The organism is Paraburkholderia sediminicola, from assembly GCF_902859805.1.
In the GTDB taxonomy this organism is placed as follows: domain Bacteria; phylum Pseudomonadota; class Gammaproteobacteria; order Burkholderiales; family Burkholderiaceae; genus Paraburkholderia; species Paraburkholderia sediminicola.
In genome coordinates this window covers 906,941-933,140 of record NZ_CADIKC010000001.1, presented here as the reverse complement: position 1 = coordinate 933,140, position 26,200 = coordinate 906,941, and the positions used below count along the sequence as shown (strand labels likewise).

Here is a 26,200-nt window from a genome sequence, read left to right as displayed (position 1 = left end):
TTGAGAAACGGGCATTCAAGACTGACGGACGCGGAGAATGGAACGGTTCTTTATGCGGCGCGGCAGCGCCGTGATTATGTTGCTATATCACCGCCGTGGCTGGCAGGGAAAGATTGCGACTGCCGCGAGCGACAACGTCGAAAGGGAAATGCTCGAAATCGAATGGATAGACCGGCTGGTGCTCGACGTCCGCGCCGGCCGGATTCGTACATTCGAGCTGACCGATCCAAAAGCCGTTGAAGTGAACGTCATTGACTAACGGCTGGTTGACGACACTTATCACGCTGGTTTCCGCATTGCATCGGCGCAATGCGGAGCCCGGTTAGAAACGATACCCGATGGAAACATAAGAAATGATCGGGTTAAGTTTGAGCTTCGTGCTACTGGTCACCGTTCCTACCTTGGACTGGGTAGTCAGCGTGGCACGCGTCGACAACTGCATATACGACAGCGAGACATCGACCGACCAGTGCTTGTCGATGTTATAGGCAAAGCCGGCATTGATGACCGGCGCAAACGAGTTGCTCAACTTCGCGGTTGTCGTCCCTTCCAACGCGGTGCCATAGGTTTGCGAATACAAAAAACTGCCGCTCGATACCGCTGAGCTCAATTTAACTCCGCTATACCACACGTACGATGCGCCCGCGCCAACGTAAGGACGGAAGTGACTCTTTGCATCGTTGAAGTAATACTTCAGGAGCAGCGTCGGGCTCCATTCGTAAGCGGAGCCGATCTGCCCAAGCGCGGAGAGCGATCCGGTGCCGGTTAAATGAAACTTCGGCGGTACGCCGAGCACGGCGGTCGTGGCAATGTGGTCGGTGATGAAATAGGTGGCCGTCAGACCGAAGGTGTCCGAATCATCCACTGTCGCGCCCGTGCCGGTTTCGGTTACGCTCGTGCCAAGTGCGTTTACCGTCAGCGGTTTGCTCGAGTCCTGCGGCGCCAGATGAAACCAGCCGAAGCCTGCAACAATATCGCCGGCGCTCTGCGCGTGGGCGGCCGTACACACGAACAATGCGGCAGCCACGCCGAATGCCTTTGTCTGCTTCATCTTATCTCCTCTGTCTTTACTGTTTTTACTGGTAGGCAGTGGTGATTCTATGCGTACGTCCGTGCTATTTGCGATCTGTTCTGTCGAATGTGACCTCTGAAATTTGGTAAGGATTTAGCACGCAGCCGATTCAGATATTGAGTAGGTATGACTACTTTTAGCGGGCGTAAGAAAGCCAAAAGCCCGCTGGTTAGAGCGGGCCTCCGGTTGCCTTTTTTGGAAGAAATGCACTGTGCCTTAGCGCATTGAAATCAACGCGCTAAGGTGGGTTTATTTAACCGTAGAAGAAACGTTATACGCAAGGAAGATGGCGAAGATATCGATGCCGATTTGCTTCCGTTGCCTTACGGGTTTGATGCGGCACGGGCGCCACGATGGCTGATGTCGGTCTCGCGCGCGTGTTGAGAAACTGTCGAATGATCACCACACGATTCGCGTTTTTGGAAGCGCCGCTTTGAGATCGTCGACGTTCCTGGCCTGAGTGCCATACAGAACGAGCTCTCGTAGACCAGTGAGCCCTTTCAGCGAGTCGACGTCTTCGACAGGGGTGTTCGCAAGGTAGAGTTCCTGCAAACTGGTCAAACCTCGCAGGGGATCGATGTTTCGAACCCTGGTGCGAAAGAGATTGAGCATCCGCAGGCTTTTCAGGTCTGTCAGCGCCTCGATGTTCTCCACCCGGGTGTCGGCGAGATTGAGCCTTTGCAGACCGGTGAGCCCCTTCAATGCATCGATGTTCGTCACTTGCGTGCGAGCGAGCACCAGTGTGTTCAGCTGGAGCATGCCCTGCGCCGCGTCGATATCATCGACCTTCGAGCCGTCCAGCACGAGCGTCCTGAGCGAGGACATTCCTTTTAGTCCGTCGATGTCGCGCAGCGGCGTGTTCGCCAGATAGAGCGCTTGCAGACCGGAGAGCTTTTTCAACGCACTGATGCTGTCGACCTGGGTTTCGTTGAGGTCGAGCGTCTGCAAGGACGCGACCTGGCTGAGCGCGTCGACGTTCCGGACGTTCCTCGCACCCCCGAGTTTGAGCGTTTCCAGATGCGGCAAATCTTCGAGCGGATTGAGATCGCGAACCTGAGTATCGCGCAGGTCGAGGTCTCGCAGATCGCGCAGGTTCTTGAGCGCGTCGAGATTCGAGACACGAGTATCCCAGAGGTTCAGCGATTGCAGACCGGTCAGCCCTTTGAGCGCGGCGATGTTTTCGACTTCGGTGCGATGGAGCACGAGCCTTTTCAGCGAATGCATGTCCTTCAGGGCGTCGATGTTCCAGACGGGCGTGTCCGTCAGGTCAAGCGATTCCAGATCGTCCAGTTCCTTCAGCGAATCGAGGTTATCGATCTGGGTGCCTGCCAGATTCAGTTCAATCTTGCGGTCGGAATTCTTTAGATGTGGCAAAGCGGCCGCGACCTGAGATGCCGTCATTGTCGGTTTCGCCCGCAACGCCAGGCATTCCGAGTCGGGTGTGGTTGTCGACGCGTCGCTGTTGTTGCAGGTGGCTTTGATGAATCCCAGTTCGCTCAGCGCCCGTTCGTCCGGGCTCTTGTGGAACGGTTTGAAGATCAGCAGCGCAATGCCGAGCAACAGCACAATGGCGCCGCCGATGGCCAACGGCTTGATGATTCGCGGCAAGGACGGGTTCGGACCTTCCGCGCTTGAGTTCGTGGTTGACGGCGGGGTTTCGGGCACGGCGGGCTCACGTAGTACAGGCTTCCTCCTTTATACACGAAGAGCGAGGCGCATTCCGCCCCAGGCAACGTCGCGCTTCGCGCGACCCGTGGACCAGCCTTGTGTTGCATACTTAAGCGAATCACATCACCGGATACGTCGACATGGTTGCGGACCTTGCACACTCGTGGTTGACCTACAGCGCACCTGTAGCCGCTGCACGGGCCGCCGGCCGCCCGCTTGTGGCGCTGGAATCGACCATCATCGCTCACGGCATGCCCTATCCGGAGAACGTTCGCACTGCGCGCGAAGTGGAGGCCTTGATCCGTGACCTGGGCGCTGAGCCCGCGACTATCGCTTTGATCGGCGGGAGAATCCGCATCGGCCTTTCGGACGACGAACTGGAACTGCTCGGCCGCTCGGACCAGGTACACAAGGTCAGCCGCCGCGACTTGCCGGCCGTGCTGGCCGACGGCGGGCTTGGCGCCACGACAGTGGCCGGCACGATGATATGTGCCGCTCTTGCCGGCATCGAGGTTTTCGTGACCGGCGGCATTGGCGGTGTTCACCGGGGCGCGCCGGAAACCTTCGACATTTCGGCCGACCTGCAGGAACTGGCAAAGACGTCGGTGGCGGTGGTCTGCGCCGGTGCGAAGTCTGTCCTGGACATCGGGCTCACGTTGGAATACCTGGAAACACACGGCGTGCCAGTGCTCAGTTGCGAGCAAGACAACTTCGCTGCGTTTTACACACGCGACAGCGGCTTTCGCGCGGACTTCAGACTGGACGACGCGGCACAGCAGGCGCGCTTCATCCGCACCAAGTGGGACCTGGGCCTCGCGGGCGGCGTGGTGTTGAGCACGCCGGTGCCGGAAGCGGCAGCGATGAGCGTCGAAGAGATCGACACGCTGACCCAGCAGGCGCTCGCCGAGGCCACTGCGAAAGGAATTGCCGGCAAGGCCGTGACACCCTTCCTGCTAGCCCGCATCAAGGCACTGACCAGCGGACGCAGCCTGGCGACGAACATCGCGCTCGTGAAACACAATGCCGAGGTTGGGGCAAGGCTGGCGCTGGCGTTGGCACCTGCAGCGAACGACGATAACCAACATCTCCGACCGTCCCGCTAGTTAGCTGATTAACGGATTTTCCGATCTCGTCCGTTTCATTGAGCATCGTCATCTTCATCATGTTGCCGGCCTCCTCTCGATCGGACCGCGATCCCGCCCAGGGTGACTGGACCGGGGGTGGAGTCTTCGATCACCTGAGACGGCGCCACGTTGCCCCTTGCCCCCGGCGCGAACGCGAGAATGCGCAGGTTCGGCTCGGCATCAAAGAGCCGCCCGTCCGTGGAGACGGCAATCTTGTTTCCCGGCAGGCCAGAGCCAGTGATTCCCGTCGCTGGACCGCTGATTGTGCGTAGCGGCGGCGCGTCGCCGTTCGCCTTGGCGGCGAAAACGCTCACCTGGATCTGCGTCATGTCCGCGGTCTGGTTGTAGACGAATAACTCGTCCGTACGCGGATCGACCGCGATCGTCATGTTGTTCCTTGCAAAAAGTCCGGCCCCTGGCAGCAGGCCGGTTTTGCTACCCGTCAGGCTGCGCAGAAGCGGCGGCGCGGTCATGCTCCGACGCGTGCCAAACGTGTCGATGATCGCCGCCCCCCGTATGTCATAGCCCGCAATCAGCAGATTGTCGTCGCTGTCAATCGCAATGCTCACGTACTGGACGATATTCGGATCGGTGATGTGAATCGGATTGGCTAAAGGTCCTGAGCTGTTGGCGGGAGCGATCAGCACTCCTGCCTCCGCGGGACGCACGGTCAGGACGAAGTCGTTGAGATGGGAATCCACCGCGATGCTGAGCAGGTCATTTGTCATCGTCAACATGAACGACCGACTGGGTGCCTCATTGCCTTCGGCCTTCCGCCGAAAGATGTCGACCGTGCTGTTGGTAAGAAACTGCGCGACGTGAAAGGCGTCCTTCTTGTCGATCACCGTCGCGCCAGCGGTCATGAGGGTGGTGAGCGACCCTTGCAGGACCTGGCAGGGCTCGGTCGCTCCATTGGCGCGCAAGGAGTAACCGCGAATCTGATCACCGAGAATGACGAAGACGGCGTCGTTGGGGCAGGCGGCGTGCGCCAGTTGGGCCCCGAACAGCATACTGACGACGGCGACACATAGCGCGGGTTTCATGACACGCCTCCTTGGTCATATAGTGCGAATGCGCCAATCAAGCATAGACCCCGGGCGGAGGCCGAACGGCGTTCCGCGAGTTGAAACCTGTGTTTTGGCGGGCAATGCGAGGGAACTCCCATCAACATTGAGCGGTAGTCCGGTGTGCTAACGTGTTATGGCCCCATGTCGCAAATGGATGGCCGTTTCGCCCGGCACTACCATGACGATCCTTCGTATGTGCGAAGGCGTGCAGAAGAATTCTGACGTGGGTTCATCGTAGTTTTGGTAGCCTTGATATGAGGAATGTGACCCGCGTAATCCCGGCATCAGATTCGCCAGATTGACAGGTTCATCAGGATTGCTGCCCGCGGGCTGTGCAGGGACGTGTGGGGCATCGCTCGCATGAGGGGTGAGGCGAACCATGGCCATTATTCGGTGCGATTCCAGGTTTAGACTCTTCCTGCTCACCGGGCTTGTGGCATTGACTTACTACGCAGGCGCAAAAGTAGGACTTGCTTACGCGATAGTGGGCGGCGCCGTGTCTCTGGTGTGGCCCTCCAGTGGCATCGCCCTTGTTGCACTGCTCGCTCTGGGCTTCGAAGTTGCCCCGGGAATTGTCGTTGGCTCCCTCCTCGCCAACGTGTCGGTGGGCGTGCCCTTGCCAGTGGCCGCTGTGATTAGCGTTGGCGCGATAGTTGCAGCCTTGACGGCGGCAATACTGTTGAACCGCGTAGCCCGATTCCAGATCACCCTCGACCGCATCAAGGACGTGTTAGCCCTCATTGCCCTGGCTGCGGTGCTCAGCACGGCAGTGAGTGCGCTGATTGGTGCGACCGCCGTATTCGCAGGGGGCTTGATGCCGGTCGCCGAGTACGGCGCGGCCTTTCTGAAATGGTGGCTCGGCGACATGATGGGTGTTCTGGTGGTGGCTCCGCCCCTGCTCAGCTTGCTCGTGTATCCGAATCCCATCCGCTCGGCGGAGCAGGCCGTAGAGGCGTGCGGAATGACCATTGCGACCGTCTGGGTGAGCTATCTCATCTTCGGCGCCCCGCAACTTGCAGGACACGGCTACTATCCTGCGGCCTTGGCAATTTTTCCGTTCATTATCTGGGCGGCTCTGCGCTTCGATCACCTCGGCACCAGTCTCGCGACCTTGATGGTTTCAGTTGTGGCTATCTGGGGTACCACCCACGGCACGGGCCCCTTCGCCGCCAATTCGCCGGTGGATAGCCTCGTGAGGTGGTGCACCTTCGCGAACGTCGTGGCGATAACCGGACTGCTGCTGGTGGCGGCACGTGCTCAGGAACAGCGCGTGCATCGCCTGCTGCAGGCGTCCTACATCGAATTGGAACGGCGCGTAGAGGAGCGAACCGAAGACCTGAAGAAGACAAACAGCGAACTAAAGGAGGAGATCGCGCAACGCCGTCTGTTAGAAGAAGAACTGATCCAGATCGGCGATCAGCAGCAGAGACTCTTCGGCCGGGAACTGCATGATGGACTTGGGCAACATCTGACCAGCCTGGGTCTGTATTGCGCCGCGCTGAATCAGAAACTGCAGACACAGGGCCACCCAGCCGCCGCCGACGCCGCAAACATCGTCGGATTGGTCAAGCAGTCGTCCTTGATGACCCGCAGGATTGCCCATGGCCTGGATCCGGTCGCCATTGAATATGGTGGCCTTGCAGCCGCACTCCATGCGCTGGCCGAAACGGCTCGTACGCTCGATGGCATAGACTGCATGCTCCGGATTCAGCCAGACGTAGACTTACTGGATCAGCCTACTCAGATCAACCTGTATCGTGCGGCACAGGAAGCAGTCAACAACGCGCTGAAATATAGCGAAGGCCGCCACATCTGGATCGACCTGGACCGCGTAGGCGGTTTGCAGACGCTCTCAATCAGTGACGACGGGGTGGGCGTCGGCCCTGAACAAATGGAGCGTGCCTCAGGACTGGGGCTCCAAAACCTGCGTCACCGGGCGAGTCTTCTAGGTGGCGCCTGCACCGTGACCCGCAATGCATTTGGTGGCACTACGGTCGCCATTAGCTATCCGATACCGGAGCGCCCAGACCATGCACGGGAATCCGTCTAACCCAGGCCGCGCGACTCAAATCCTGATCGTGGATGACCACCCCATCATCCGGGAGGGGATGACGCACTTGCTGAATCTGCAAGAGGATCTGCACGTTTGCTGTGCGGCCGGCAGCGCCGAAGAAGCCCTGGCGGAAATGGCCTGCCAGCCCGACATGGCCATTGTGGATATCAGTCTGCAATCGGACTCCGGCCTGGATCTTGTCAAGACCCTCCGTCACCGCTACCCAAACTTGGCAATCCTCGTCCTCAGCATGCACGACGAAAGCCTGTTTGCCGAACGCGCACTACGGGCCGGGGCAAACGGATATCTGATGAAACTCGAGGCCACAGACCATGTAGTGAGCGCCATCCGCGAAGTGCTGGCAGGCAATATTTATTTGAGCGCCGCCATGCATGAAAACCTGGCGCGAGCTCTTGCGGGTCCCAGAAAAACACCGGCCGGCCCAATTGCAAGCCTTTCGGTGCGGGAATTCGAAGTCCTGCATCTGATCGGACTCGGCTTCAGTACTCGCGAGATCGCCGCGAAGCTGAATCGGAGCGTCAAGACCATCGAGGCACACCGGGCCAACATCAAAGAAAAGTTGAATATCCGGAGCGGCAACGAGCTGATGCGCTTTGCAATTCAATGGATCGAGAGCCAATAGAGCGGAGCCCAGTCACTGAATAAGGCAATCCCCTAGCCTCGTTTAGGAAAAGCGCCTTATTCATACGTATGCGATCAACGCATACAGTGCAGTGGGACCTGCCGGCATGCCGCAATCCGTGGACGGGGCGGGCAGTCGAAACCTGGCAACTCCACGAGGATCGCCGGCAAGTGGCAGGCTATGAAAATAGATCCAGGATGGATGCACCGGTCCCATCCTGGAGCGGTCGCGATACAAAAAAGGAAGATGACTCGGGAATAAAGGAAATTCCTTCCGGGTATTGCAAGAGCGTGCCGAGTCCTTGCGAGAACCTTTGATGCTTTTCGAAGCGGCACGAAATCCCGGCGCAAACCGCGTGATTCGATTGGCGTCGGGCATGTCATGCACCATGCTGGAGAATATGATGAAAGCTCTGACTTTGATCCCCATTGCCGCATTGACGTTGTGCACCACGCTCGCCTATGCGGCTGACAACACCGATACATCCAGGACGGCCACCGACAGCAACGCAGCGATGACGTCGGACGCTGTCGGCGGTATGTCCATGGGCAGTAGCGATAGCGGCGCCCTCCATGGCAAGACTCGCGCGGAGGTCAAACAGGAATTGCAGCGCGCCCAGCAGGACGGCACGCTGGATCGCCTGAACGCGCTCTACGGCGGGCAGTGAGCAGATGCACGGGATGCCCGACGCTTTTTGCCCACCGCAATGATGACTATTGCGAACGGGTGAACACGTTCTGGCATGACGGCTTTAAGCCACTTCGTCGTGCTCTGCTGGTGGCTCAACGTGTGTGCGTCGGAATCGAAGGTGACCCGATGATAAAGACGTTCACTGTCCTTCTCGCCTACCAGTGCCTTGGCGAATTAATAGCCTACGCCGGGAACCTGCCGATTCCCGGCGCGGTTATAGGGATGATCCTGTTGTTGGCCTCACTGAGTCTGCGCCCCGGCCTTGCATCCGTTATTGAGAGCGACGCTCTTGCCATGCTCAGGTTTCTGCCTCTTCTGTTCGTTCCAGCAGGAGTCGGCATCATGGTCTTTGCCGGCCGCGTGGCTCGTGACCTGCTCCCGATAGCCGTGTCCGTTGTTGTGTGTACGGCGCTGACAATCGTCGTTACCGCGCTTGTTGGTCAAGGCTTGTGCGCTTTATGGCCCGCGCGCGCTGCACCGCTCGCAGCCCCGGCAACAGCGTTTGCATCGCCGCTCCATGCCGACGGAAACACAGCGCCCGCGGCTGTCGACATCAAGAAGGTTGATACACCGTGAACGCTCATCAGAACATCGCGTCCGCGTGGACGTTTCTCGGAACAACACCACTTCTTTGGCTGACCCTCACGTTCGTCGCGTACGCAATCGCGCAGGCTGTCCACGGTTCGCTAGGAAAAAGTGCGCTCGCGAATCCCGTGTTAATTGCAGTGGCGCTTTTGATACTTGCCTTGCGTGAATCGAACACGTCGTATGTCACCTACATGCAAAGCGCCCAGCCCATTCATTTTTTGCTCGGACCGGCAATCGTTGCGCTTGCTATACCGATGTACCGGCAATTGCCTAAATTGCGCCGGCTAGCCCCGCAGTTGGCTGGCGCACTTGCAGCGGGCTGTGCGACGGGCATCCTATCGGCCGTTTTGATCCCACGGTTCCTGGGAGCCACGGGTCAAATACTTGCCACTATTGCGCCGAAGAGCGTTACGGCAGGAATTGCTATTCGTATTTCCGAGAAAATCGGTGGCTTGCCGTCGCTGACGGCCGTCCTTGTGATCATGACCGGCATCACGGGCGCGGTGATCGGCAGCGGAGTTTTGAGGCTGATTCACGTGTCGAGGCATGACCTGGGTGGCTTCGCACTGGGTGTGGCGTCTCATGGAATCGGCACTGCTCGTGCGTTGCAGATGAGTGAAGAAGCCGGCGCATTTGCAGGCCTCGGGATGGGCCTGAACGGCATTCTGACGTCCTTTGTCCTGCCAATCATCTATCCGATCCTGAGCGGTTTTTCCTGACGCGACAGATCCACTTGCTTCCATTTCGACGACGCAGGCGAGTTGCGCTCGATGCAAAAGAGCCCGAACCCGCTTCACGATCACGCCGACGATCAGCCGTCGAATTGAGCGGCATGGGCGCGAGGTGCGTTGCTATGCGATCGCGAAGCGGTGGCGGGCGAAAAGCGTTCAGTCGCTAATGGTTATCCTGCGGATGATTGCGGTCTTCATTGCCGCCGCCGCGTGCCTCGCCGCCACGCTCACCGGACGGACCGCCCGGGTGCACGGCAGCCTGTCCCTGATGACCGCCCGTCATTTGTCCAGGCGGCTGTGCAGGTCCTCGCTGATATCCTGGCTGCGGCTGCATCGGTCCATGAGCGTACCCCTGCTGGGGCTGGGGTTGCGGCTGCGGCTGCGGCTGCTGCTGCGGTTGCGGGCCGCCGTGCATGACAGGCCTCGGGTTCACAGCCGGACCGCCTCGCATTGGCGGCGGATGATTCGCCCACCGGTCCCGGTCGTGATACCAGGGCTGGCCGCGATAGTAGTGATCCCAGTAAGTACCGAACGAGAACACCACGACCGGCAGTCCGATCTGTAAGCCGTAAGTCATGATCGGCACCTCGGTACCCTGGTACGGATAGTCGAGATATTCGCCGTAGATCCAGCCGCGCAGTCCAGGCGCTCCGACGTCGCACCAGCTGTAATCGGAAACGCAGCCGTACACCGTAAGCTGCGCGCTCGGCGGCACTTGCGCGACCACCGGATAATCTCCGGACGGACCCGCATAAACGTCAACGGGCTGATTCGTATACGCCAGCGATTGAGCGAACGCAGCGCTGGACAGCGCCATCAGGCAAACGCCTCCCGCGATGGCTCGAATGACGATTTTCTTTTGCACGATTCCTCCCTCGGAAAGAGCGGCCCATGCGTGAGGTGCGCTATTCGTTTCGTTCCGGCCATAACGGCCTCGATAGCAGGGTCACATTGCTTGGACAAACCTGGGGGCGTTCGAATTGCACCTGAGTGTCTGCGCAATTACGGTTTGTCAGCGTTCTTACCGTTCAGCAACTTTCATGCTTTGCTGGTCGTGCGTCGTAGAGGCAGGACCGCCCGACGCGGTCGAGGCAGTCGTTTTCGTGCACGGTAATCCGGGCGCTAAAGTTGGCCGCTGCCAATCCTCGAGCTATGGCGAGCATTACAGTGCTCAACACAGGCATCTTGCTTGATTACCGATGGCACTATCTGGCGCGTATTTGGCAGACGCCGTTGCTCCCTCTTTGTCCAGTGTCGGTTAAGAACGCACAGCTTCGGCCACGCTACTCGACTTTAGTCCAGACCAACATCGAAGTGCTTTCTCTGCCGGTTACTGGGTTCCTGGAGGGCAGGGTCTTGATGTATAGGTACTTGCCGTCGATCTTGAACTGACGCACCTGGGTCGTCCCGGTCCAGGACTCATTCCACGAAGCATCAATATGATGACTAACCCGATCGTCTTCTATGCTGTAGGTCCCAGCGTATGAGCAAAGCCCGCTGTAGAGATCGACGCTCTCGGTGTCGGTTGGAACCAGATCGGCTGGCGCCTTTCGCTCATCCTTGATCAGAATCGCGTACATTCGGCCGTCGGGACCATAGTTGAGATAGCCGCTTGGGTGGGCGCCAAACAAATCGGTCTTCTGGCCGGTGGCTACGTCTTCAGTCGTGAAGGACTCCAGCTTCCACGTTCCTAGCTGCGGACCGGTGCAGTTCTGTCGCTCTTGTGGCATACGTTCCACCCTGCAAGTAAAAATACGCCGTGTGGCCTGCAATTGAGCCGATCTCGAAGGTGACGCTCACCCTGGTATTCCGGGTCCGGCGTTCCGATCTCCGAACCTCTCGACGCTACTCGCAATCGATAGCGTGATCAATCAATCTCGCACGACCGAAATCATCGGATCAGGAGCAGTGAACGCGGATATTCTTGACCAGCATGCAAAAATCATCGAGATGATCGGATCAATCCATACAGGGGATGGCATGGTAATCAGACGTGAGCGAGCGTTGGTCCTCCATGGTGGTGGATCGGCCGGCAATGCCTGGGAGATCGGCGTCGTCGCCGGCCTGTTCGATGCCGGGTTGGATGTGACCGAGGCCGACTTGATCATCGGGACGTCGGCTGGATCGACGGCCGCAGCCCAGATCACCAGCGCGATCCCGACCGAACTGCTGGCGGCTATCCTTTCCGCTGCGCCCCAGCAACGGACTGGTCCAGGCGGGCCCGAGGCTGGACGCGTCCCCATTGGGCCTGCGGCGAACCATATGGAAATAACGAGCCGAATCATCGCGGCCGCTGAGAACGCGGCCGACATGCGCCGCAGAATGGGTGCGGCGGCGCTCGAAATGGACGCGGCGTCGGACGGCTCCGGGCAAACGCGGTGGTGTGCTGTCGTCGCCGCTCGGCTGCCCAGTCAGCGTTGGCCGGAACGGCCGTTGCTCATCACTGCGGTCGATGCCCATACCGGCGAACCGGTCGTGTTCGACCGCCACAGCGGAGTCGACCTCGTGGACGCCGTCGCCGCTAGCACTTCGAACGGCTTCGGTGTCCCTCCCTACCGCATCGGCGACAACCGATACATCGACGGCGGCTACCGACGCAACGAGAATGCCGATCTGGCAGCCGGATACGCACGGGTGCTGGTGCTGTCACCCTTCGGTGGCAGATCACGGCATCCGCTGGAGTGGAGCATGCACCTTGCCGCACAGGTCGACCAACTCCGCGCGGGCAACAGCAGAGTTGAGACGATCTTCCCGGACGGCGACTCGCTCAGCGCGTTCGGTGTCAACATGATGGATCTGTCGACGCGTCCGGCCGCCGCTCAAGCGGGTTACAAGCAAGGGAGGGTGCTTGTTAATCAGCTCGCCGAATTCTGGCGGTGACGCGTGATATCTGCTTTCGACCCACAACGGTCAAACGAACGTCTCCAAAGCGGTCGCTCAGGGACTTACGGCTCATCGTCCCAGTAGTCAAGGGAGTTACCTTTTCGCTGAACAACGCTGAGGGGTACATCCGCATTGCCGCGAGCAATCGCCTGGTACTTCCCTGAGTCCGGGTATTCGACGACTTCCGGGTCGTGTCGTGTGCCAATCGAGAGATATTTAAGCGGCGCTTTCGATGAATTGATGATCTGATGCGGATATTCCGGACCCGGAGGAATAAAAATGACGTCACCGGCTTTGATCGGAATCAGTTCGTCCGCAACGCGCAGCGTTCCATCCCCTTCGAGGATAACGAACATTTCCTCTTGTGCGTGGTGAAAGTGATACGGACACGAGCGTTTTCCAGCAGCGACAATATCAACTGATGCGCCGAGGTGTTTCGCTGCGGTATCCGTTCCGAGCCTCGCGGTGAGCGTCTCATATAGAGGCAAACGAACTTCCGCCGTCTTCTCAATGTCGTTAAAATTTCGTACGAGCTTCCTGGCAAGTTCATCGACCTTCGCGTTCATGCACTCTCCATAACAACATTGATCGTCCTGGTTCGAATACAGCATCAAGAATGAGTTCCGGCTGGTATCTCCGTCAAGATACCGATTGTCGACGATGCAAGAGCCGATGTCCAAGGACCGAAGTTGGCCGAAGCTCGCCCCACACTTAACGGGCGAGTACAGGGTCGATTTCGTTGCGTGTGATGCCGAATTTCGCCATGCGAGCGCGATGGTCAGGTGAGCCCAAATATGAACGAAGCTGCGCGTTTACCGCATTGAGCAGATCGCTGTTTCTTCTGTTAAACGAGAACGCTCCGAACGGGAGCTTTTGTTGCTGGCCATCTGTTCCCGGCTTGTGCTCCACAGCCTCTAGCACCGAACGGCCGATACTATCTGCCAAGATGCGATTGCCCAAGGCGGTGCTTGCATACGCATCGATCTCCCCCGAGCGAACTGCTTCTATAGCATCCGTCTGGTGTTCGAAGATGGCTATCTGGTCCTCACTTACGCCTGACGCTCTCGCAGATTCATGCTGCACCTGCCCGGCAATGATTCCAAGGCGCGCATCGTGTCGTTTGGCGAGTGATGCATAGCTGTTGAGCAACTTCGGATTCCCGGCCCGAACCAGAAACCCGTCCCCCATGGCCCATACGGGCACGCTGAACGCCACCAGATTCGTGCGTTCGGGCGTAACGAACAGCGGAACGTTCATATCCCAATGGCCGGCTTCGACGCCCGGCAGCAGTTCACTGAACGTCGTAAGGCGATGTTCGATCTGGCTGGCGCCGATGGCCCGAAGAACCGTGTCGGCCAGTTCAATGTCGGCACCAGTGGCAATACGATCCGCCTCCGTCCACCCGAACGGCGGTTCTTCGATATACGCAATCGCTAACTTCATAATCGTGTCTGATCAAATGGGAACGGCCATCGAGTTGCTGGAGGCGATTGTTGACGATTCTACTTGCATGCGTGGATGTCGCTTGTTGGCCGCACTGCGACGGACGGCGACCGTCTCTGGACGACCCACTTCTGCCGTTAGAGACTCACGAGATGAACGGCAGCTTTCGATACCTAACGGATATTTGAGCAATCGCAGGCGTTGGTGCTTGCTCCGCCTGCAAACCATCACGCAGACATGTACGGACCATCTTACGCGTCGCCTCAGCTCCGACATGCACGGACTCTCCCAACTTAAGAATTGCTATACGCGGCCGGGCAGGAGAATTGGTGGCATTTACAGCGTCAGAACTTCGCCCTCGGCATAGCCCTAGCATTGCCATGCTACGATCTCAGAAGCATCGTTCTCACGTTGCAACAAAATCATAGAACACTCCAATAATTACGCTAGGGCCGTAGCTCCCGGAATGCGCGAACGCCCTGCCAAAGAACAGCAAAATGAACGAAGACATAAAGGCTGCGCTGACAACAGGCCGACTCACACTGTTCCTTGGGGCAGGTGCTTCCAAGAGTTGCAAATCCCGGACTGGCGTCCCTCTCTTAGATGGCGGACAACTTGCGGAGGCTCTGGCCACTGAGGCCGCCTTGCCATACGAACAAGAAAGTTTGTCAGTCGTTTATTCTGCAGCTAGATCAAAATTGCAGTCGCGGCTAGATAATTTTTTGGAGAGCAAATTTCGGCACGCCCGTCCTTCCCCAGAGTATCTGGCTCTTGCTGAGTTCGCTTGGCGACGCATCTACACGCTGAACATTGACGATGCTTTGGACAAAGCATTGGCGCAGCGCTCAAAGCAGAACGTTGAGACGTTCATTGCAGGCGATAGCATCAAGAATCAGGATCAAGTTTTTGAACGATTGGATTATATTAAACTAAATGGATCGATTGACAGGCTGAGTGATGGAATAATATTTTCCTCGGCGGAATACGCTAAAGCTACAGGCAAGGCATTGCCGTGGTATGAGCAGACCGCATCAGATTTTGTGGAAAATACTTTTCTGTTCGTGGGAACAAAACTTGATGAACCGTTACTCAAGTTCCACATTGAGAGATATAAAGAAATAAACGGAAAGAAAAATGGAGTAAGTTTTGTCATGACGCCGAATGCGTCAGAGATTCAAAGAATAGATTTAGCCTCTTATAATATTTTTCATATCAGTGGAACTCTACTGGATTTTACAAATTGGCTAAACTCCAACTTCAAAAAACCAATCTCAGCCTGGGATCTCGCTACGGAGAGCATCCCACAGCTCGCTGTACTCAAGAGTGACGCTGCGAAGGCGCCTGGATATGCCGCCTTGTTTGAAAATGTCACACTGGTTAGACCTGATTTCTTGCCGCGCGAAACGACTAATGTTTCAGACGGGCAAATCCGTGACTTTTACAAAGGATTTTATCCCACGTGGGATGATATTTTGAATCAAATTCCAGCGGAATTGGACGTCCTGCAAGCTATCCTGTCTGCACTCGATAATTTGACCCAAAATGCCTGCATCCTTCCGATAATAGGACCGGCTGGGTCAGGAAAGTCTACCGCTTTGATGCAAGTCGCCCTCCGCTTATCCGTTAGGCCCGATCAAGCCGTCTATCATATAGCTGAACCTGTAGATGACCTTCTTGGAACACTAAAGGCGATCGAAGAAGCGTGCACTGATAACATCAAGAGAATTTATGTCGCGATCGACAATCTCGATGCGTTCTCCGATGATTTGGTCGTTGCTCTTTCACACCGGCAGGTCTCGCGTATCTACTTTATTGGTGCAGAGCGAGAGAATGTTTGGGCAAGAAAGACCAAAAGTAAGCTTCGTCGGTTTGGGGCCAAGGAAGTTGTAATCAGCGAATTTTCTCATGCGGATGCAATCAAGCTGCTAGAAAAAATTCAAGAGTATGGATCTTGGACAAGACTTGGCAAACTGACGCCGGAGGCTCGAATTGACGAATTGATGATTCGTTCGCGGAAACAACTACTCATCGCTTTGTGGGAAGCGACTGCTGGAATAGGATATGAAAAAATAATCCAGAAAGACTACAGATCCTTGCAGACCGATAATGATCGAATATTTATGTTAATAATCGGACTCGCGACGGTTAATAGAGCTTTCGTGCCTGCTGAATTGCTTAATCGCACGCTCATACAACTGGGACTGCTAAGACAGGCGCCTTCGCTCTTAGAAAATCTTGCCGGAATTGTACGTGCCGAAAACGGAAAGTACTCGGTTCGGCATCCGATTTATGCTCGCTATTTGATGGACAAGATTGTAGATCCAATACTTACTGAGCGTGCGGTAAAAGCTCTGCTGGGCGCGTTCTCGATCTACCCCGCGCCTGTGATTCAGCACATCAGCAAAAAAGAGGCTCGGATTTACAAAGGCATTATTAATCATAATTTCCTTCGAAACGTACTCCACGGGAAAAAGAAGGTGATCTTGGGTCTTTATCAATCTCTTGAAAAGAAATTTGAGCGAGACGGAATGTTTTGGCTCCAGTACGGCCTTTGCTACCGTGATTTTGGGGAGGACGATGCAGCCCTTGAAAAGTTGCGGGTCGCGTGCGAAGCATATCGAATGCCACACACAGAACATGCCTTCGCGCAACAGCTACTTATAATTGCGCCAAAATTGGACGACGAGATCATTGCATTTGAGTATCTAAGTGAAGCGCGGGCTATCTTGCTGCGATTAGATAGTTCAATCGATAGCGATGATATTTTTCCTATTTGTACATTGGCCGAGGGCGAAGTGAGGGTGGTGCATCGATTCCACGGTGACGGCGAAGCCCGCATGAAGGCGGCCGAATATGCCAAGGAGCTCCGCGCACGTTTGCGTCAAACGGATGGTGACCAATACATGAACACAATGCGACAGCGCCTGACTAGTTTTGCGTCGTCGGGTAAATGGGTCGAAAATTCGGCAAACTCCGAAAATTGAAAACGACGCCGCGCCTGTTCTTACGTCTTATACGACGTGTTGCAGAGCCCGGAGAGGTCACGGAATTTGGTGGGGGAGCCGTCCGCCGTGACGGTATTCCAGGTCGCGATTGCTGCGGGCACGCTCGCCAAGTCTGGTGCGCCTCCAAGTTGCGGATTGCGCCCGGCGCAAGATGAGACAGTCAAGTAACGGCACCTACTTGACCCATATCTTCGGTCGAAGCGATGCTGCGATGAGTGGCATCGCCCACTACCTCAAACAGTTGACGGCTGCCTGCAAATGTCGATGCCGTGAGTGCCGTGAGGCGCACACCAAGGTCCGTTTTTCTGGGCAGACTGGACGTTCGAACGGCCAGTTGAAAGCGTGTGCAGCCGTCCGCAACTGGCCGCACCAGGTCTAACGCGATGCGGCGCTCTAGTCCAGTTGTTTGCACATATGCTCTTCGTCATAAAAACGATCTCCAACCTTCATCGCGCGTGGCTCCAGGCCGAACGTCTGAAAGCCATGCGACGCGTAAAGCCTCTTTGCAGGCAGATTTTCCGCATTGACGCAAAGCATCAACTGGATGGTGTCCCACTGCTCGGACGCGTGAACTGTCGCTGCCGACAAAAGCGTTTGTGCGATTCCTCGTCCGCGGTATGAAGGGTTGACAAACACGCCCCAAATCGTGGCCTTGTGATGCACCTGACGCAGCGGTTCACGACGCACGCCCGTGATGCCGACCAGTACCTCACCATCAAACGCACCGAAGACGGCCTGTGTTGGCGTTGAACGGACGCGGTTGGCGATCTCCTCAGTCGAGCGTGCCATTTCCTCCTGACGGGTAGGCCATATGGCGGTGGGGGCGTTGTCGACGGCGAGAAGACGCAACGCTTTGAATTGCTCTGCGTCATGTGGATCTAGTAGGCGGACAGTGACCATGCGCTATAAGGGATGACAAAAGAACGGTTACCGTACTGGATATCAACAACGCCGCGCAAGTGTTGACGGCCAGGTGTTTAGCCCATCCACATAAGTCAGGTTGTCGACGATCTAGGCGAGGACAACGAGGGTCCGCTCATTGCCGACACCTGCCGATAAAAGATGACCGTTTTCAAACAGTGGGCGGGTGTATTCTGCGGTCGTATGCACGCCATTTCGCCGACGTCGGCGCTCATTGTTTGGAGAAGCGATGAACATCAGCGCACACAAGCCTGCCACTCCAACCTGTCAACTGGTACAAGCCGGCCCACAGTTCGAGGGGAAGCAAGGGCTGACCTATGCGGTAGGTATCTCAGCTGAAAGTGTCGGATCGAAGCATGTGCATCTTCAGCTAGCAACAATTCCGCCGGCTGCCCGGGCCAAAGCGCATCTCCATGCGGAGCATGAGACGGCCATCTATCAGCTGAGCGGCGTTTCGGGGTGCTGGTATGGTGAACGATTGGAGAGCCATGCGGTGGTTCGGGCCGGAGATTTCTTCTACATCCCTGCAGGCATGCCGCATGTTCCGTACAACGCGAGCGCCGATGAGCCTTGCGTCGCGGTAATCGCCCGAACCGATCCCAACGAACAGGAGAGCGTCACGATGCGGCCGGATCTTGATGCTTTACCTGACTGGTCGCGCGTTTTGCCTTCACTGCTCTGATCTCTGATTGAGTTGAGTGCAAGGGGGCTGTTGCGCCATGACGCCTCACCATGTCGTGGCTGGACAGGACATGCGAGCATTGGAAGCTGCGCATGCAGTTTGAAGGCATGCGGCCAGTTCGGCTCCAAAGCGGACCTCTGACAGCCGGAGACGAGCGTCCAATCCGCCCCGGAGAACCGGACACGGAGCGATTGTTGGCAATCACATAGTCAATGAACCGATGCAGCTCGGAAACATTGATCCTTCGACAGATCTCAGCTTTCCAAGGAAACTCGTCCAACCAAGAAAAACGATGTCGAACTTCGATTAGGGCGTCGTTTTCTTCGCCAAGACGAGGTAATGCATCCGACCGTTCATGTCTTCGGCGTATTCCAGAAGGAAATCGCCAGGCGGGACCTTCATGTCCGGAAACAATTTGATGACACCACCATCTTTGACTGTCTGGTCCAAATCCGTTACGGAGCCGAAGCTGTAGAAATTGACTCCATAAGCCGGTGCGTCGCACATTACGGATGCATATGATCGAGCTTGCACAACATAGCCACGGCATTTTTTGCTGCCTCGCATGACGGCAGCCTGAGAGGCCGCGTCCATCATTGTCACGTCCGGACCGTATGCACCAGTGGATTTCCCAACCACTACGCTCGTGAAGTGACGGTTGTTCATCCGGCTGTCAACCACCTCGTAAGTACCGACTAATGCGTCTGTTGCTGCGCGCAGATCGGATTGCTGTTGTTCAACGGGACGGGAATCGTGGAAAGTCACGCAACCGAACAAAGGAAATGCCGCACAAACCGCTGCGATGTGACGAAGGCGCATGATGATTATCTAGTGGTTGTCGGTAGCGCGGTCATCCTGGATGTCCTCTTGCGCCCCGGTGCTGTTATTGAAAGTGCTGTGGGAGGTTCGCTCAGATTAGCCTTTTCTAACGTGGCGCATTGAGCCACCTCGACCGGACCAGCTGACGTAAATGTCGTCGTAGTTCTTCGATCGCCGGTTGCACGATTCCCGCTCTCACCATAACCATTCACTTCGACACAGCAACGCCCGCTTTATGCGGGCGTTGCTAATCGGAATCCGCTGCGATATTCAGCAAATCAGCATCACTTGGCCGCGCTGGTTTCTGCCGTCGGCGCAACTGTCAGTTTCGATTCCTTCACACCATCCTGACCGGTTTTATCGTCGACCAGTTGCAGCTTGTTGCGCGCATACAGGATACCCATCTTGACCTCTTGCCAGACGTAGTAGTTCTTGCCGGCTTCCGTGTCAACTTTAAGCGTTGAATCGTTCTCCGCTTTAGACACCAGTTCATGCGAACCCGGTTCGACTTCGGTATACAGATACGTCTTGGATAACGTCTCGCCGAGAACCTGGCCATCAATCGTCACCGGCATCTTCACTGCAGCGCCCATGCTCTCGTTCCGATACACGTAGATCGCCGCTTTGTTTTGTGGGGCGTTGAAGGTCTTCAGTGCCGCGTCCTTCTGCGGATCGCCCATCGGTACGGATGCGCAACCTGCCATAACCAGCAACGAGACAACGAGTGGAATCAATTTCTTCAACTGCATTTCTTTTTTCTCCTTTTTCTGTTTCGGAATATGAGTCTTTAGCGGGCTAACGCTTAAACATCAAGGCCAGTCGGCGTGGAGTTTGGGTCAATGCTTCATGCACCCAGCAGGCCGTCGTATCGCCCGGATACGTTTCGCGTTAAGCAATAAGCATCAAATCGAGCTTTTTTCGCGCGCGCGTCAACCGTCTGCTTGCTGCCACTACTTGATATCGGCTTTTCTATGGCTGACTTTAGGCACGATGTTCACTTTGTTTTGATCATTCCTAGTTGATTGGATTATTCAGCGCAACTCTTGCTTGTCTGGATTCGCCCACTGCCGTATGCTTTTGCACATGAATCAATCCCAGATCAACTCGATTATTAGCGCCGCGACAGTCTCGGCGGGATAGCTATTGGGTTGACCATATGCAATCACAACCCGCCCAGAAGGCGGGTTTTTGCTTTCTGGGCCCTAATCGGAGTGCCTGGAAATGACGAGTGAGAGCAGGTTAGTTGAGGGTGCTGGTTTTAATAACGCAGCCGTTCTCCATATGGTCTGCGGCAAAATCGCCTCGGGCAAGTCCACGCTGACTGCCCGCCTGGTAAAGGATCAGCGGTCGGTCCTGATCAGCGAAGATGCATGGATGGCACATCTTTATCCGGATGAAATCCATACGCTAGCGGACTATGTGCGCTGCGCAGGACGCATCAAGGCGGTTCTCACCGATCACATTCAATCGCTCCTTGCAGCAGGAGCGTCGGTGGTTCTGGACTTCCCGTTTAACACAACCGACACCCGTGCATGGGGGCAATTTCTTTTTCGGACTGTCGGGTGCGAACATCGGCTTCACTATCTGGATGTGGGCGATGAAATTTGCAAAGCTCGTCTAAAGGCGAGGAACGCATCAGGCGAGCATCCGTTCCAGACATCCGAAGCGCAGTATGAGCTAATCACCCGTCATTTCGTCCTGCCCGCGCCAAGCGAAGGGTTCGACATCGTGGTGTACGACGAGACAGGGAATGTCCGTAGCCGGAGCGCGAACGACATTGGATTGTCGGAATAGCAGCGATCCTATTGGCTGCAACTGCCCGCCATCATTCGTAACTCCGCGTGTCAGCCGACCACTTGAACGTACGGCGCCACTTTCCCGCCTGTTGCCGCAATTGAATGTCGTGAAAGCCGTCGGTCTCGCTGGGCAGAATCAGCAGCGAGTTACTCGCATCAGATACGTCGTGACTGCGCGTGCCGTCTTTGTGCCAGTCACCTGCGATCATCTTGTCGAACGTCATTGGCTGCGCGAAAACGACGCGCAGAGATTTTCCTTCAATACGGAACAGATACAACGCTTCGAAATTTGCGCCACCGCCCGCGTAGCCTTCACTCCAGCCCGCACGGACACCAAACGCGTACTCGCCGGATTTGATCTGATAGGGCGCAAGATCAAATCGTGTCCAACTTGCAGGCATGGACAGGGCATCGTCTTTTGCGTCCCTCGCGTCAAGATCCACCGGCAGGTCTATATCCGTGTCGCTCCAGTTAGTCGGGGTGGTAACAGGCGTATCGGTGCGCGCGATGAGTTTTGGCGGGCCGCCGCCAGTGACTTCGAACACCCCGAACCATACGTCTTTTTTATCCGAATCACCGCCGGTCAAACTACTGCAACTGCCGCTATCGTATTGCATCGATCGAGCCGCTTCTTCTGGCGACGCGGCGAGACATACCATGGCCACGAAAGAATTCTGTCTTAGCGGCCAAGGTTCGGCGCTGGACAGCACCACACGCTTTGGATCTTGACCCGGTGCCAACTGCTGCACCAGATACGCGCTGGTGAAGCCCGCGGGTAACTTCGTACCGAAGACCCCGGGCCGTTTTGTGCCGCTCATCTCACTGTCGAACATTTTCCGTGCATCTTGTGTCTTCATAGCGCCCCTGACGCCATCAAGTGATTTCACGGTTGTGTCTGCGGTAGCGACTGCCGCGTGCAGCGCAAAAACTGAAGAGCAGAGAGCGAAGATGGCGAGGCGCATTTTCATCGGCTAAGGTTGAGTATGGGTCTGACTGAATGCAAGCGGCCGCTTGGACGAAAGAACATTCTGCCTTCACTGCACCATCAGAATGAGATTGTGATTCCAAGCGGCTGGTTAATGATAAAGGTGTGGCGTTCGAGTTGCTGCTGGATCAGTCCGCATCGCTGAACGTCAGCAAGATCCGCACGGACGGGCAACTTTGCCTGTCTCTCTACCGAACCCAGCCATTCCCCGCTACCCGGGTCGGGGCCGTGACCCTCTCCATCCGAAATGTCGAAGTAGCGCTCTGCCACGTCGTTGACCCATGCCTCACTGCAAGGTCTGGATTTGGGAGCACCCGGGACGCTCGTGGTTATCCCCAGCCAGCCGACTACCAACAAAGCAACAAGGCTTGCCAAGACAATCACAACTTTCTTCAGAGTGCGCATGGTTATTCTGATCTCTAGCGCGGCCACGCTTTGAACCTGTGTCAGCGGCTCGACGCCGTAACCGTCGACATTAGATTCGACTATTGATAATCGAGCGTGTCATCGACTTTGGTGATCTTCCAGTCTTTGCCCTGCTTGCGCAGAAACACCAACACGCTGATTTTGTCTTTCGAGCCGAAAGTAACTGGAACAACCGCGACGTCTTCGAGCATGATCGCCTGGTGTGTTGCGATGTTGTTCGACCAGTCCTGTTCGTCGTAGTCCTGAACCTTCGTGAAATAGTCGGCGTCGCCAGGCAGTCTGTTATGGCGGTAAGCGCTTCGGAGTTTGTCGACCGTTGCTTTGGTCACGTAGGCATAGATGCCCTTGTCCAGCAAAGGATAGGTCTCTTTGGATTCCAGCTTGATATACCAGGCGTAAAACGCTTTCGTGCTTGCGTCAGGAGTCGCGCTATCCGCGAACGCCCCTTGCTGGAAAAGCAACCCGCTAACCAGCAGCAATACCGATACAGCGAGGGTCAATAGCTTCTTCATCTTTCGTCTCAGTTGTATCGATAAATTTTGTATGCGGGCTGCGATTGTCTATAGGACGGCCCCGGATAGAAGCCTTGTGAGCCATGTTGCGTTTGCTTGAAATCGGACACCCATACGGAGCCGTCATAGATTGCCATGTGCCCCGAAGGATTTCCTGGGGCTGGCTGTATCACGATCACGTCGCCCGTTTGCGGTTCGCCGGTCGCCTGGCGAAAGCCGACGGCTTCAAGCAGTGGGCCGTAGTCTTTGGCGTAGTGTGCGTGGTGCAGTGAGATTCCACCCGATTCGATTGCCTTGCGCACATATTTTGCGCAGTTACCCGTGCTGTGCGATTGCGCATGGTCGTCTGCGTAGCTCACTGCTGAGGATTTATCGAACGGCATTTTTATCTCCCTTAAAGATTGAGTTGGCGCTCGCGCTGGAACGCTAACACATGGGATTCGTCGTCACTGTGAAATTCGGTCTGGAACGGTGATGTTATGCCGGTTGCATTGCGCCCCGATCATTATGTTAATGGTTGGCTTCACGGAGCGTGTCCATTATCCCGTTCCGACACCGCAGTGTTTCGACGATCTCTGGCAGGAGGCCGACAACCTTTGCGGGCGGATTCCTCAAGAGTTGTTTCGGGTTGCCGTTACACAGAGATAACTAGCCTAAAAAATAGCAGTCTGGCAGAAAAGTCCCCCGACACGGAACAGACAATAACTATGAAAGTGCTGACCAAACTCCTCTTTTGTCTTTGTTGCATTGCAATGGCGACGACTGGCTTCGCTCAAACGGATGCGACTCAGGCCGAATTGAGCGCAGCTGTGAAGGAGGCCAACGCAGCGTTGATTCACGGCCCCAGTAAGATCGCAATCCTCGATCAAGCTAGCTTTGCGCTGCCGGCAAACAGCGGATTCGTACCGGCCGCCGCGGCCATCCGCTACTTGCGCGCGCTTGGAAACACCGTAAATGAGAAATCTCTCGTTGGTTTGATCGTGCCGCTGACTGCCCATACCGACTGGCTTGCTGTTCTTACATTTGAGAAAGCTGGCTATGTTCGCGACGACGACGCACGGGACTGGCATGCCGACGATATTTTGAAGAATCTTCGTGACGGGACCGAGCAATCCAATGCAGGACGCAAGAGCCGCGGGCTGCCGGAATTGGAAGTGACCGGCTGGGCAGAGCCGCCGGCATACGATGCAAAGACACATCACCTCGTTTGGTCAGCTATCGTACGGTCCAAAGGACAGAATGAAAGTTTGCCAACCGGAGTCAACTATCGAACGCTTGCCCTCGGGCGCGATGGCTACCTTTCGCTGACGATGGTGACGCAACTTTCGATGCTGGCCACGACCAAGCCGACGGCGAACGCACTGCTTGGCGACATCGACTATATGGACGGCAAGCGCTATGCGGATTTCAACGCTACGACCGACCATGTCGCGGAATACGGGCTTGCTGCGCTGGTAGCCGGCGTCGCTGTGAAGAAACTCGGCTTGCTCGCGATCATTGCCGCATTCGCGGCGAAGTTCTTCAAAGTCGGGTTGGTGGCGTTCCTCGCGTTCGGCGCGTCGATCAGGCAGTTTTTCAAACGCAAGCCGAAAACTGTCCAGCCGGTTGCGGTCAGCTCGCCGGTTCCCGAACCTGTCAGCGAACCGTCGACTGATGTCTCCACGCGGACGGACGACGTAATTTCGTCGTCCGCGGGAGCGGACGAACGCCGGTGATCGACCCATCGTGACAAAGCTACTGATTTTGCTGCTGGGCGGACTCAAGCTCGGCAAAATTCTGACCACGACAGGCACGATGCTGCTGTCGATTGCCGTCTATGCGATGTTTTACGGTTGGCGATTCGCTGTGGGATTCGTGCTGTTGCTATTCGTGCATGAGGGCGGACATTACGTGGCCGCGCGGCAGCGGGGGCTGGATGTGGGAGTGCCGACCTTTGTACCGTTTGTGGGTGCGTGGATTCAGTTGAAGGAGATGCCTCACGATGCGGAAACGGAAGCGTACGTCGGCCTCGCTGGACCATTCACTGGAACGTTGGGTGCTCTCGCGTGCTACTTTCTCGCGCGCCACTTCGATAGCGCCTGGCTACTGGCGTTATCTTATGCAGGTTTCTTTCTGAACCTGTTCAATATGATTCCGCTGTCACCATTCGACGGCGGCCGTATCACTGCCGTACTCTCGCCGCGAATCTGGTTCGCGGGGGTTCCTGTGCTCGTCGGATTGTTCGCGTGGCATCCTAGTCCGCTTCTGATTGTCATGGCTATCCTGGCGATGCCGCAACTCAAGCGCGCATGGCATTACGATCCGGCTAGTCCGGAGAACGTTCGATACTATGGCATTGCGCCGTCGGTGAAACTCACCTATGCGTTCTACTATCTGGCGCTGTTGGCGTTTCTCGCGATGATGACGTTTGGTATTCACGACATGCTTGGACCGTTGCGTGGCGGCATGCGGTGAGTGGCGTTTTGGCTTTGTAGAGCGGTTTATCGGGCGAAGCCGACGGTCGGGTCGTGCGTCGAACCTGACATGCCGGTTTACTGCCGCTCACCGGTCGCTCGTCTAGAGCCACCGGCGAACGAATGGCGACAACACCGTTGTATCAATGGGATTGCTATTGGTGTCGCTTGGGGTTCCACGCTTTGTGTACGAACTCAAGACGGTTGCCGTCGAAGTCGGCGACGTTGGCGGCGTAGTAGCCGGGGGCGAAGTAGGTACGATCTGCAGGCTTTCCCTCGTCGATACCGCCGGCTTTGATTGCAGCGGCGTAGGCGGCGTCGACCAGTTCATTGGTGTCGCAGACGATCCCGAGGTACAGCCCGGTCTCGCCGGGCTTGCGTTGGCGTAGCCAGATGCTTGATCCAACCGCCTTTCTCTTACCGTACGTGTCGTCACCGATGCCGTAAAGATCGGGGACGCTGTCGGGGCCAGAAGCGGAGTCGTAGTTACCGAAAATGCTCCAGCCGAGTGGCTTCAAGGCTTCGGAATAGAAGGCCAGTGACTTGTCGATGTCGGTGACTGAGATGTAAACGTGGTCGATCATTTGGACGCCTTCGATGTGGATGGGGATTGTTTGTTCATAACTATATTTGACAGCT

27 protein-coding genes and 1 pseudogene are annotated in these 26,200 nt (G+C 56.4%); 13 read left to right on the top strand and 15 right to left on the bottom strand.

Annotated elements, in window-relative coordinates; genetic code table 11:
• The first annotated feature begins 37 nt into the window (after positions 1-37).
• A complete protein-coding gene (locus R8871_RS04090) occupies positions 38-259 on the top strand; it encodes a hypothetical protein (protein ID WP_246287363.1) in 222 nt (73 codons plus the stop codon).
• Between the two features lie 63 nt (positions 260-322).
• Here R8871_RS04090 and R8871_RS04085 read toward each other — a convergent pair whose 3' ends face one another.
• Together R8871_RS04085 and R8871_RS04080 are read right to left on the bottom strand one after the other, a co-directional pair.
• Positions 323-1,051: an OmpW/AlkL family protein gene (locus R8871_RS04085; protein ID WP_175049164.1), complete on the bottom strand. Its 729-nt coding sequence runs from the start codon at positions 1,049-1,051 to the stop codon at positions 323-325.
• A 420-nt stretch (positions 1,052-1,471) separates the two neighbouring features.
• Positions 1,472-2,737, bottom strand: coding sequence for a leucine-rich repeat domain-containing protein (locus R8871_RS04080; RefSeq protein ID WP_175049163.1), 1,266 nt, complete (start codon positions 2,735-2,737; stop codon positions 1,472-1,474).
• Between the two features lie 143 nt (positions 2,738-2,880).
• Here R8871_RS04080 and R8871_RS04075 point away from each other — a divergent pair, with 143 nt between their 5' ends.
• Positions 2,881-3,843: a pseudouridine-5'-phosphate glycosidase gene (locus R8871_RS04075; protein WP_175049162.1), complete on the top strand. Its 963-nt coding sequence runs from the start codon at positions 2,881-2,883 to the stop codon at positions 3,841-3,843.
• 35 nt (positions 3,844-3,878) lie between these two features.
• On the opposite strand, the gene R8871_RS04070 is transcribed toward R8871_RS04075, so the two are convergent.
• Positions 3,879-4,907, bottom strand: coding sequence for a hypothetical protein (locus tag R8871_RS04070; RefSeq protein ID WP_175049161.1), 1,029 nt, complete (start codon positions 4,905-4,907; stop codon positions 3,879-3,881).
• 403 nt (positions 4,908-5,310) lie between these two features.
• Here R8871_RS04070 and R8871_RS04065 point away from each other — a divergent pair, with 403 nt between their 5' ends.
• From R8871_RS04065 to R8871_RS04045, 5 genes and pseudogenes are all read left to right on the top strand, one after another.
• Complete coding sequence (locus R8871_RS04065; RefSeq protein WP_175049160.1) at positions 5,311-6,981, top strand: MASE1 domain-containing protein; 1,671 nt, start codon at positions 5,311-5,313, stop codon at positions 6,979-6,981.
• Positions 6,962-7,627 (top strand): response regulator, encoded by a 666-nt coding sequence (locus R8871_RS04060; RefSeq protein WP_175049159.1) that lies wholly within the window; start codon positions 6,962-6,964, stop codon positions 7,625-7,627. Before R8871_RS04065 ends, R8871_RS04060 begins: the two co-directional genes overlap by 20 nt.
• Positions 7,628-8,030: 403 nt before the next feature.
• Positions 8,031-8,294 carry a DUF4148 domain-containing protein gene (locus tag R8871_RS04055; protein ID WP_234486937.1) on the top strand — a complete coding sequence of 88 codons (264 nt, stop codon included), beginning with the start codon at positions 8,031-8,033 and terminating at the stop codon, positions 8,292-8,294.
• Positions 8,295-8,443: 149 nt separating this feature from the next.
• A pseudogene (locus R8871_RS04050) lies at positions 8,444-8,767 on the top strand (CidA/LrgA family protein); the annotation flags it as partial.
• 122 nt (positions 8,768-8,889) lie between these two features.
• Positions 8,890-9,624: an LrgB family protein gene (locus R8871_RS04045; RefSeq protein ID WP_175049157.1), complete on the top strand. Its 735-nt coding sequence runs from the start codon at positions 8,890-8,892 to the stop codon at positions 9,622-9,624.
• Positions 9,625-9,799: 175 nt separating this feature from the next.
• Here R8871_RS04045 and R8871_RS04040 read toward each other — a convergent pair whose 3' ends face one another.
• Together R8871_RS04040 and R8871_RS04035 are read right to left on the bottom strand one after the other, a co-directional pair.
• Entirely contained in the window at positions 9,800-10,501 is a 702-nt protein-coding gene (locus R8871_RS04040; RefSeq protein WP_246287361.1) for an SH3 domain-containing protein, read from the bottom strand.
• A gap of 418 nt (positions 10,502-10,919) precedes the next feature.
• Positions 10,920-11,366 (bottom strand): lipocalin-like domain-containing protein, encoded by a 447-nt coding sequence (locus tag R8871_RS04035; protein WP_175049156.1) that lies wholly within the window; start codon positions 11,364-11,366, stop codon positions 10,920-10,922.
• A gap of 133 nt (positions 11,367-11,499) precedes the next feature.
• Here R8871_RS04035 and R8871_RS04030 point away from each other — a divergent pair, with 133 nt between their 5' ends.
• The gene (locus R8871_RS04030; RefSeq protein ID WP_217468879.1) at positions 11,500-12,516 is read left to right on the top strand and encodes a patatin-like phospholipase family protein; all 1,017 of its coding nucleotides are present in this window, start codon (positions 11,500-11,502) and stop codon (positions 12,514-12,516) included.
• A 65-nt stretch (positions 12,517-12,581) separates the two neighbouring features.
• On the opposite strand, the gene R8871_RS04025 is transcribed toward R8871_RS04030, so the two are convergent.
• On the bottom strand, positions 12,582-13,085 hold the full coding sequence (locus tag R8871_RS04025) for a cupin domain-containing protein (RefSeq protein WP_175049155.1): 504 nt from the start codon (positions 13,083-13,085) through the stop codon (positions 12,582-12,584).
• Positions 13,086-13,230: 145 nt separating this feature from the next.
• Positions 13,231-13,962 (bottom strand): transporter substrate-binding domain-containing protein, encoded by a 732-nt coding sequence (locus R8871_RS04020; protein WP_175049154.1) that lies wholly within the window; start codon positions 13,960-13,962, stop codon positions 13,231-13,233.
• 497 nt (positions 13,963-14,459) lie between these two features.
• On the opposite strand from R8871_RS04020, the gene R8871_RS04015 reads away from it, so the two are divergent.
• Positions 14,460-16,946, top strand: coding sequence for a P-loop NTPase (locus R8871_RS04015; RefSeq protein WP_175049153.1), 2,487 nt, complete (start codon positions 14,460-14,462; stop codon positions 16,944-16,946).
• Between the two features lie 414 nt (positions 16,947-17,360).
• On the opposite strand, the gene R8871_RS04010 is transcribed toward R8871_RS04015, so the two are convergent.
• Entirely contained in the window at positions 17,361-17,867 is a 507-nt protein-coding gene (locus R8871_RS04010) for a GNAT family N-acetyltransferase (RefSeq protein WP_175049152.1), read from the bottom strand.
• A gap of 250 nt (positions 17,868-18,117) precedes the next feature.
• Here R8871_RS04010 and R8871_RS04005 point away from each other — a divergent pair, with 250 nt between their 5' ends.
• Complete coding sequence (locus R8871_RS04005; RefSeq protein ID WP_175049151.1) at positions 18,118-18,570, top strand: cupin domain-containing protein; 453 nt, start codon at positions 18,118-18,120, stop codon at positions 18,568-18,570.
• 306 nt (positions 18,571-18,876) lie between these two features.
• On the opposite strand, the gene R8871_RS04000 is transcribed toward R8871_RS04005, so the two are convergent.
• Both R8871_RS04000 and R8871_RS03995 read right to left on the bottom strand, forming a co-directional pair.
• Entirely contained in the window at positions 18,877-19,389 is a 513-nt protein-coding gene (locus tag R8871_RS04000; protein ID WP_175049150.1) for a hypothetical protein, read from the bottom strand.
• Between the two features lie 284 nt (positions 19,390-19,673).
• The gene (locus R8871_RS03995; protein ID WP_175049149.1) at positions 19,674-20,138 is read right to left on the bottom strand and encodes a DUF2846 domain-containing protein; all 465 of its coding nucleotides are present in this window, start codon (positions 20,136-20,138) and stop codon (positions 19,674-19,676) included.
• A 472-nt stretch (positions 20,139-20,610) separates the two neighbouring features.
• Here R8871_RS03995 and R8871_RS03990 point away from each other — a divergent pair, with 472 nt between their 5' ends.
• Complete coding sequence (locus R8871_RS03990; protein WP_175049148.1) at positions 20,611-21,183, top strand: AAA family ATPase; 573 nt, start codon at positions 20,611-20,613, stop codon at positions 21,181-21,183.
• 31 nt (positions 21,184-21,214) lie between these two features.
• On the opposite strand, the gene R8871_RS03985 is transcribed toward R8871_RS03990, so the two are convergent.
• The 4 genes from R8871_RS03985 to R8871_RS03970 all read right to left on the bottom strand — a co-directional run bounded on the left by R8871_RS03985 (position 21,215) and on the right by R8871_RS03970 (position 23,491).
• Positions 21,215-22,147: a hypothetical protein gene (locus R8871_RS03985; protein WP_246287359.1), complete on the bottom strand. Its 933-nt coding sequence runs from the start codon at positions 22,145-22,147 to the stop codon at positions 21,215-21,217.
• A gap of 83 nt (positions 22,148-22,230) precedes the next feature.
• Complete coding sequence (locus tag R8871_RS03980; RefSeq protein ID WP_246287357.1) at positions 22,231-22,575, bottom strand: hypothetical protein; 345 nt, start codon at positions 22,573-22,575, stop codon at positions 22,231-22,233.
• Positions 22,576-22,655: 80 nt separating this feature from the next.
• Entirely contained in the window at positions 22,656-23,108 is a 453-nt protein-coding gene (locus R8871_RS03975) for a DUF3828 domain-containing protein (protein ID WP_175049146.1), read from the bottom strand.
• 8 nt (positions 23,109-23,116) lie between these two features.
• Positions 23,117-23,491 carry an NlpC/P60 family protein gene (locus tag R8871_RS03970; protein ID WP_175049145.1) on the bottom strand — a complete coding sequence of 125 codons (375 nt, stop codon included), beginning with the start codon at positions 23,489-23,491 and terminating at the stop codon, positions 23,117-23,119.
• Positions 23,492-23,815: 324 nt separating this feature from the next.
• On the opposite strand from R8871_RS03970, the gene R8871_RS03965 reads away from it, so the two are divergent.
• Both R8871_RS03965 and R8871_RS03960 read left to right on the top strand, forming a co-directional pair.
• Entirely contained in the window at positions 23,816-24,823 is a 1,008-nt protein-coding gene (locus R8871_RS03965) for a DUF2167 domain-containing protein (protein ID WP_175049144.1), read from the top strand.
• Between the two features lie 10 nt (positions 24,824-24,833).
• Positions 24,834-25,562 carry a site-2 protease family protein gene (locus R8871_RS03960; protein WP_175049143.1) on the top strand — a complete coding sequence of 243 codons (729 nt, stop codon included), beginning with the start codon at positions 24,834-24,836 and terminating at the stop codon, positions 25,560-25,562.
• Between the two features lie 154 nt (positions 25,563-25,716).
• Here the strand turns inward: R8871_RS03960 and R8871_RS03955 are convergent, their stop codons facing one another.
• Positions 25,717-26,145 carry a VOC family protein gene (locus R8871_RS03955; protein ID WP_175049142.1) on the bottom strand — a complete coding sequence of 143 codons (429 nt, stop codon included), beginning with the start codon at positions 26,143-26,145 and terminating at the stop codon, positions 25,717-25,719.
• Between the last annotated feature and the right edge of the window lie 55 nt (positions 26,146-26,200).

What these genes read in the sequence shown, in the direction of transcription:
- R8871_RS04005 (WP_175049151.1), top strand. Translation starts at nt 18,118, where the DNA reads ATGAACATCAGCGCACACAAGCCTGCCACTCCAACCTGTCAACTGGTA.
- R8871_RS04060 (WP_175049159.1), top strand. Translation starts at nt 6,962, where the DNA reads ATGCACGGGAATCCGTCTAACCCAGGCCGCGCGACTCAAATCCTGATC.
- R8871_RS03980 (WP_246287357.1), bottom strand. Translation starts at nt 22,575, where the DNA reads ATGCGCACTCTGAAGAAAGTTGTGATTGTCTTGGCAAGCCTTGTTGCT.
- R8871_RS03985 (WP_246287359.1), bottom strand. Translation starts at nt 22,147, where the DNA reads ATGCGCCTCGCCATCTTCGCTCTCTGCTCTTCAGTTTTTGCGCTGCAC.
- R8871_RS04035 (WP_175049156.1), bottom strand. Translation starts at nt 11,366, where the DNA reads ATGCCACAAGAGCGACAGAACTGCACCGGTCCGCAGCTAGGAACGTGG.
- R8871_RS03990 (WP_175049148.1), top strand. Translation starts at nt 20,611, where the DNA reads ATGACGAGTGAGAGCAGGTTAGTTGAGGGTGCTGGTTTTAATAACGCA.
- R8871_RS03955 (WP_175049142.1), bottom strand. Translation starts at nt 26,145, where the DNA reads ATGATCGACCACGTTTACATCTCAGTCACCGACATCGACAAGTCACTG.
- R8871_RS04055 (WP_234486937.1), top strand. Translation starts at nt 8,031, where the DNA reads ATGAAAGCTCTGACTTTGATCCCCATTGCCGCATTGACGTTGTGCACC.
- R8871_RS04020 (WP_175049154.1), bottom strand. Translation starts at nt 13,962, where the DNA reads ATGAAGTTAGCGATTGCGTATATCGAAGAACCGCCGTTCGGGTGGACG.
- R8871_RS04090 (WP_246287363.1), top strand. Translation starts at nt 38, where the DNA reads ATGGAACGGTTCTTTATGCGGCGCGGCAGCGCCGTGATTATGTTGCTA.
- R8871_RS03995 (WP_175049149.1), bottom strand. Translation starts at nt 20,138, where the DNA reads ATGCAGTTGAAGAAATTGATTCCACTCGTTGTCTCGTTGCTGGTTATG.
- R8871_RS03970 (WP_175049145.1), bottom strand. Translation starts at nt 23,491, where the DNA reads ATGCCGTTCGATAAATCCTCAGCAGTGAGCTACGCAGACGACCATGCG.
- R8871_RS04085 (WP_175049164.1), bottom strand. Translation starts at nt 1,051, where the DNA reads ATGAAGCAGACAAAGGCATTCGGCGTGGCTGCCGCATTGTTCGTGTGT.
- R8871_RS03965 (WP_175049144.1), top strand. Translation starts at nt 23,816, where the DNA reads ATGAAAGTGCTGACCAAACTCCTCTTTTGTCTTTGTTGCATTGCAATG.
- R8871_RS04000 (WP_175049150.1), bottom strand. Translation starts at nt 19,389, where the DNA reads ATGCGCCTTCGTCACATCGCAGCGGTTTGTGCGGCATTTCCTTTGTTC.
- R8871_RS04075 (WP_175049162.1), top strand. Translation starts at nt 2,881, where the DNA reads ATGGTTGCGGACCTTGCACACTCGTGGTTGACCTACAGCGCACCTGTA.
- R8871_RS04025 (WP_175049155.1), bottom strand. Translation starts at nt 13,085, where the DNA reads ATGAACGCGAAGGTCGATGAACTTGCCAGGAAGCTCGTACGAAATTTT.
- R8871_RS04010 (WP_175049152.1), bottom strand. Translation starts at nt 17,867, where the DNA reads ATGGTCACTGTCCGCCTACTAGATCCACATGACGCAGAGCAATTCAAA.
- R8871_RS04070 (WP_175049161.1), bottom strand. Translation starts at nt 4,907, where the DNA reads ATGAAACCCGCGCTATGTGTCGCCGTCGTCAGTATGCTGTTCGGGGCC.
- R8871_RS03975 (WP_175049146.1), bottom strand. Translation starts at nt 23,108, where the DNA reads ATGAAGAAGCTATTGACCCTCGCTGTATCGGTATTGCTGCTGGTTAGC.
- R8871_RS04015 (WP_175049153.1), top strand. Translation starts at nt 14,460, where the DNA reads ATGAACGAAGACATAAAGGCTGCGCTGACAACAGGCCGACTCACACTG.
- R8871_RS04065 (WP_175049160.1), top strand. Translation starts at nt 5,311, where the DNA reads ATGGCCATTATTCGGTGCGATTCCAGGTTTAGACTCTTCCTGCTCACC.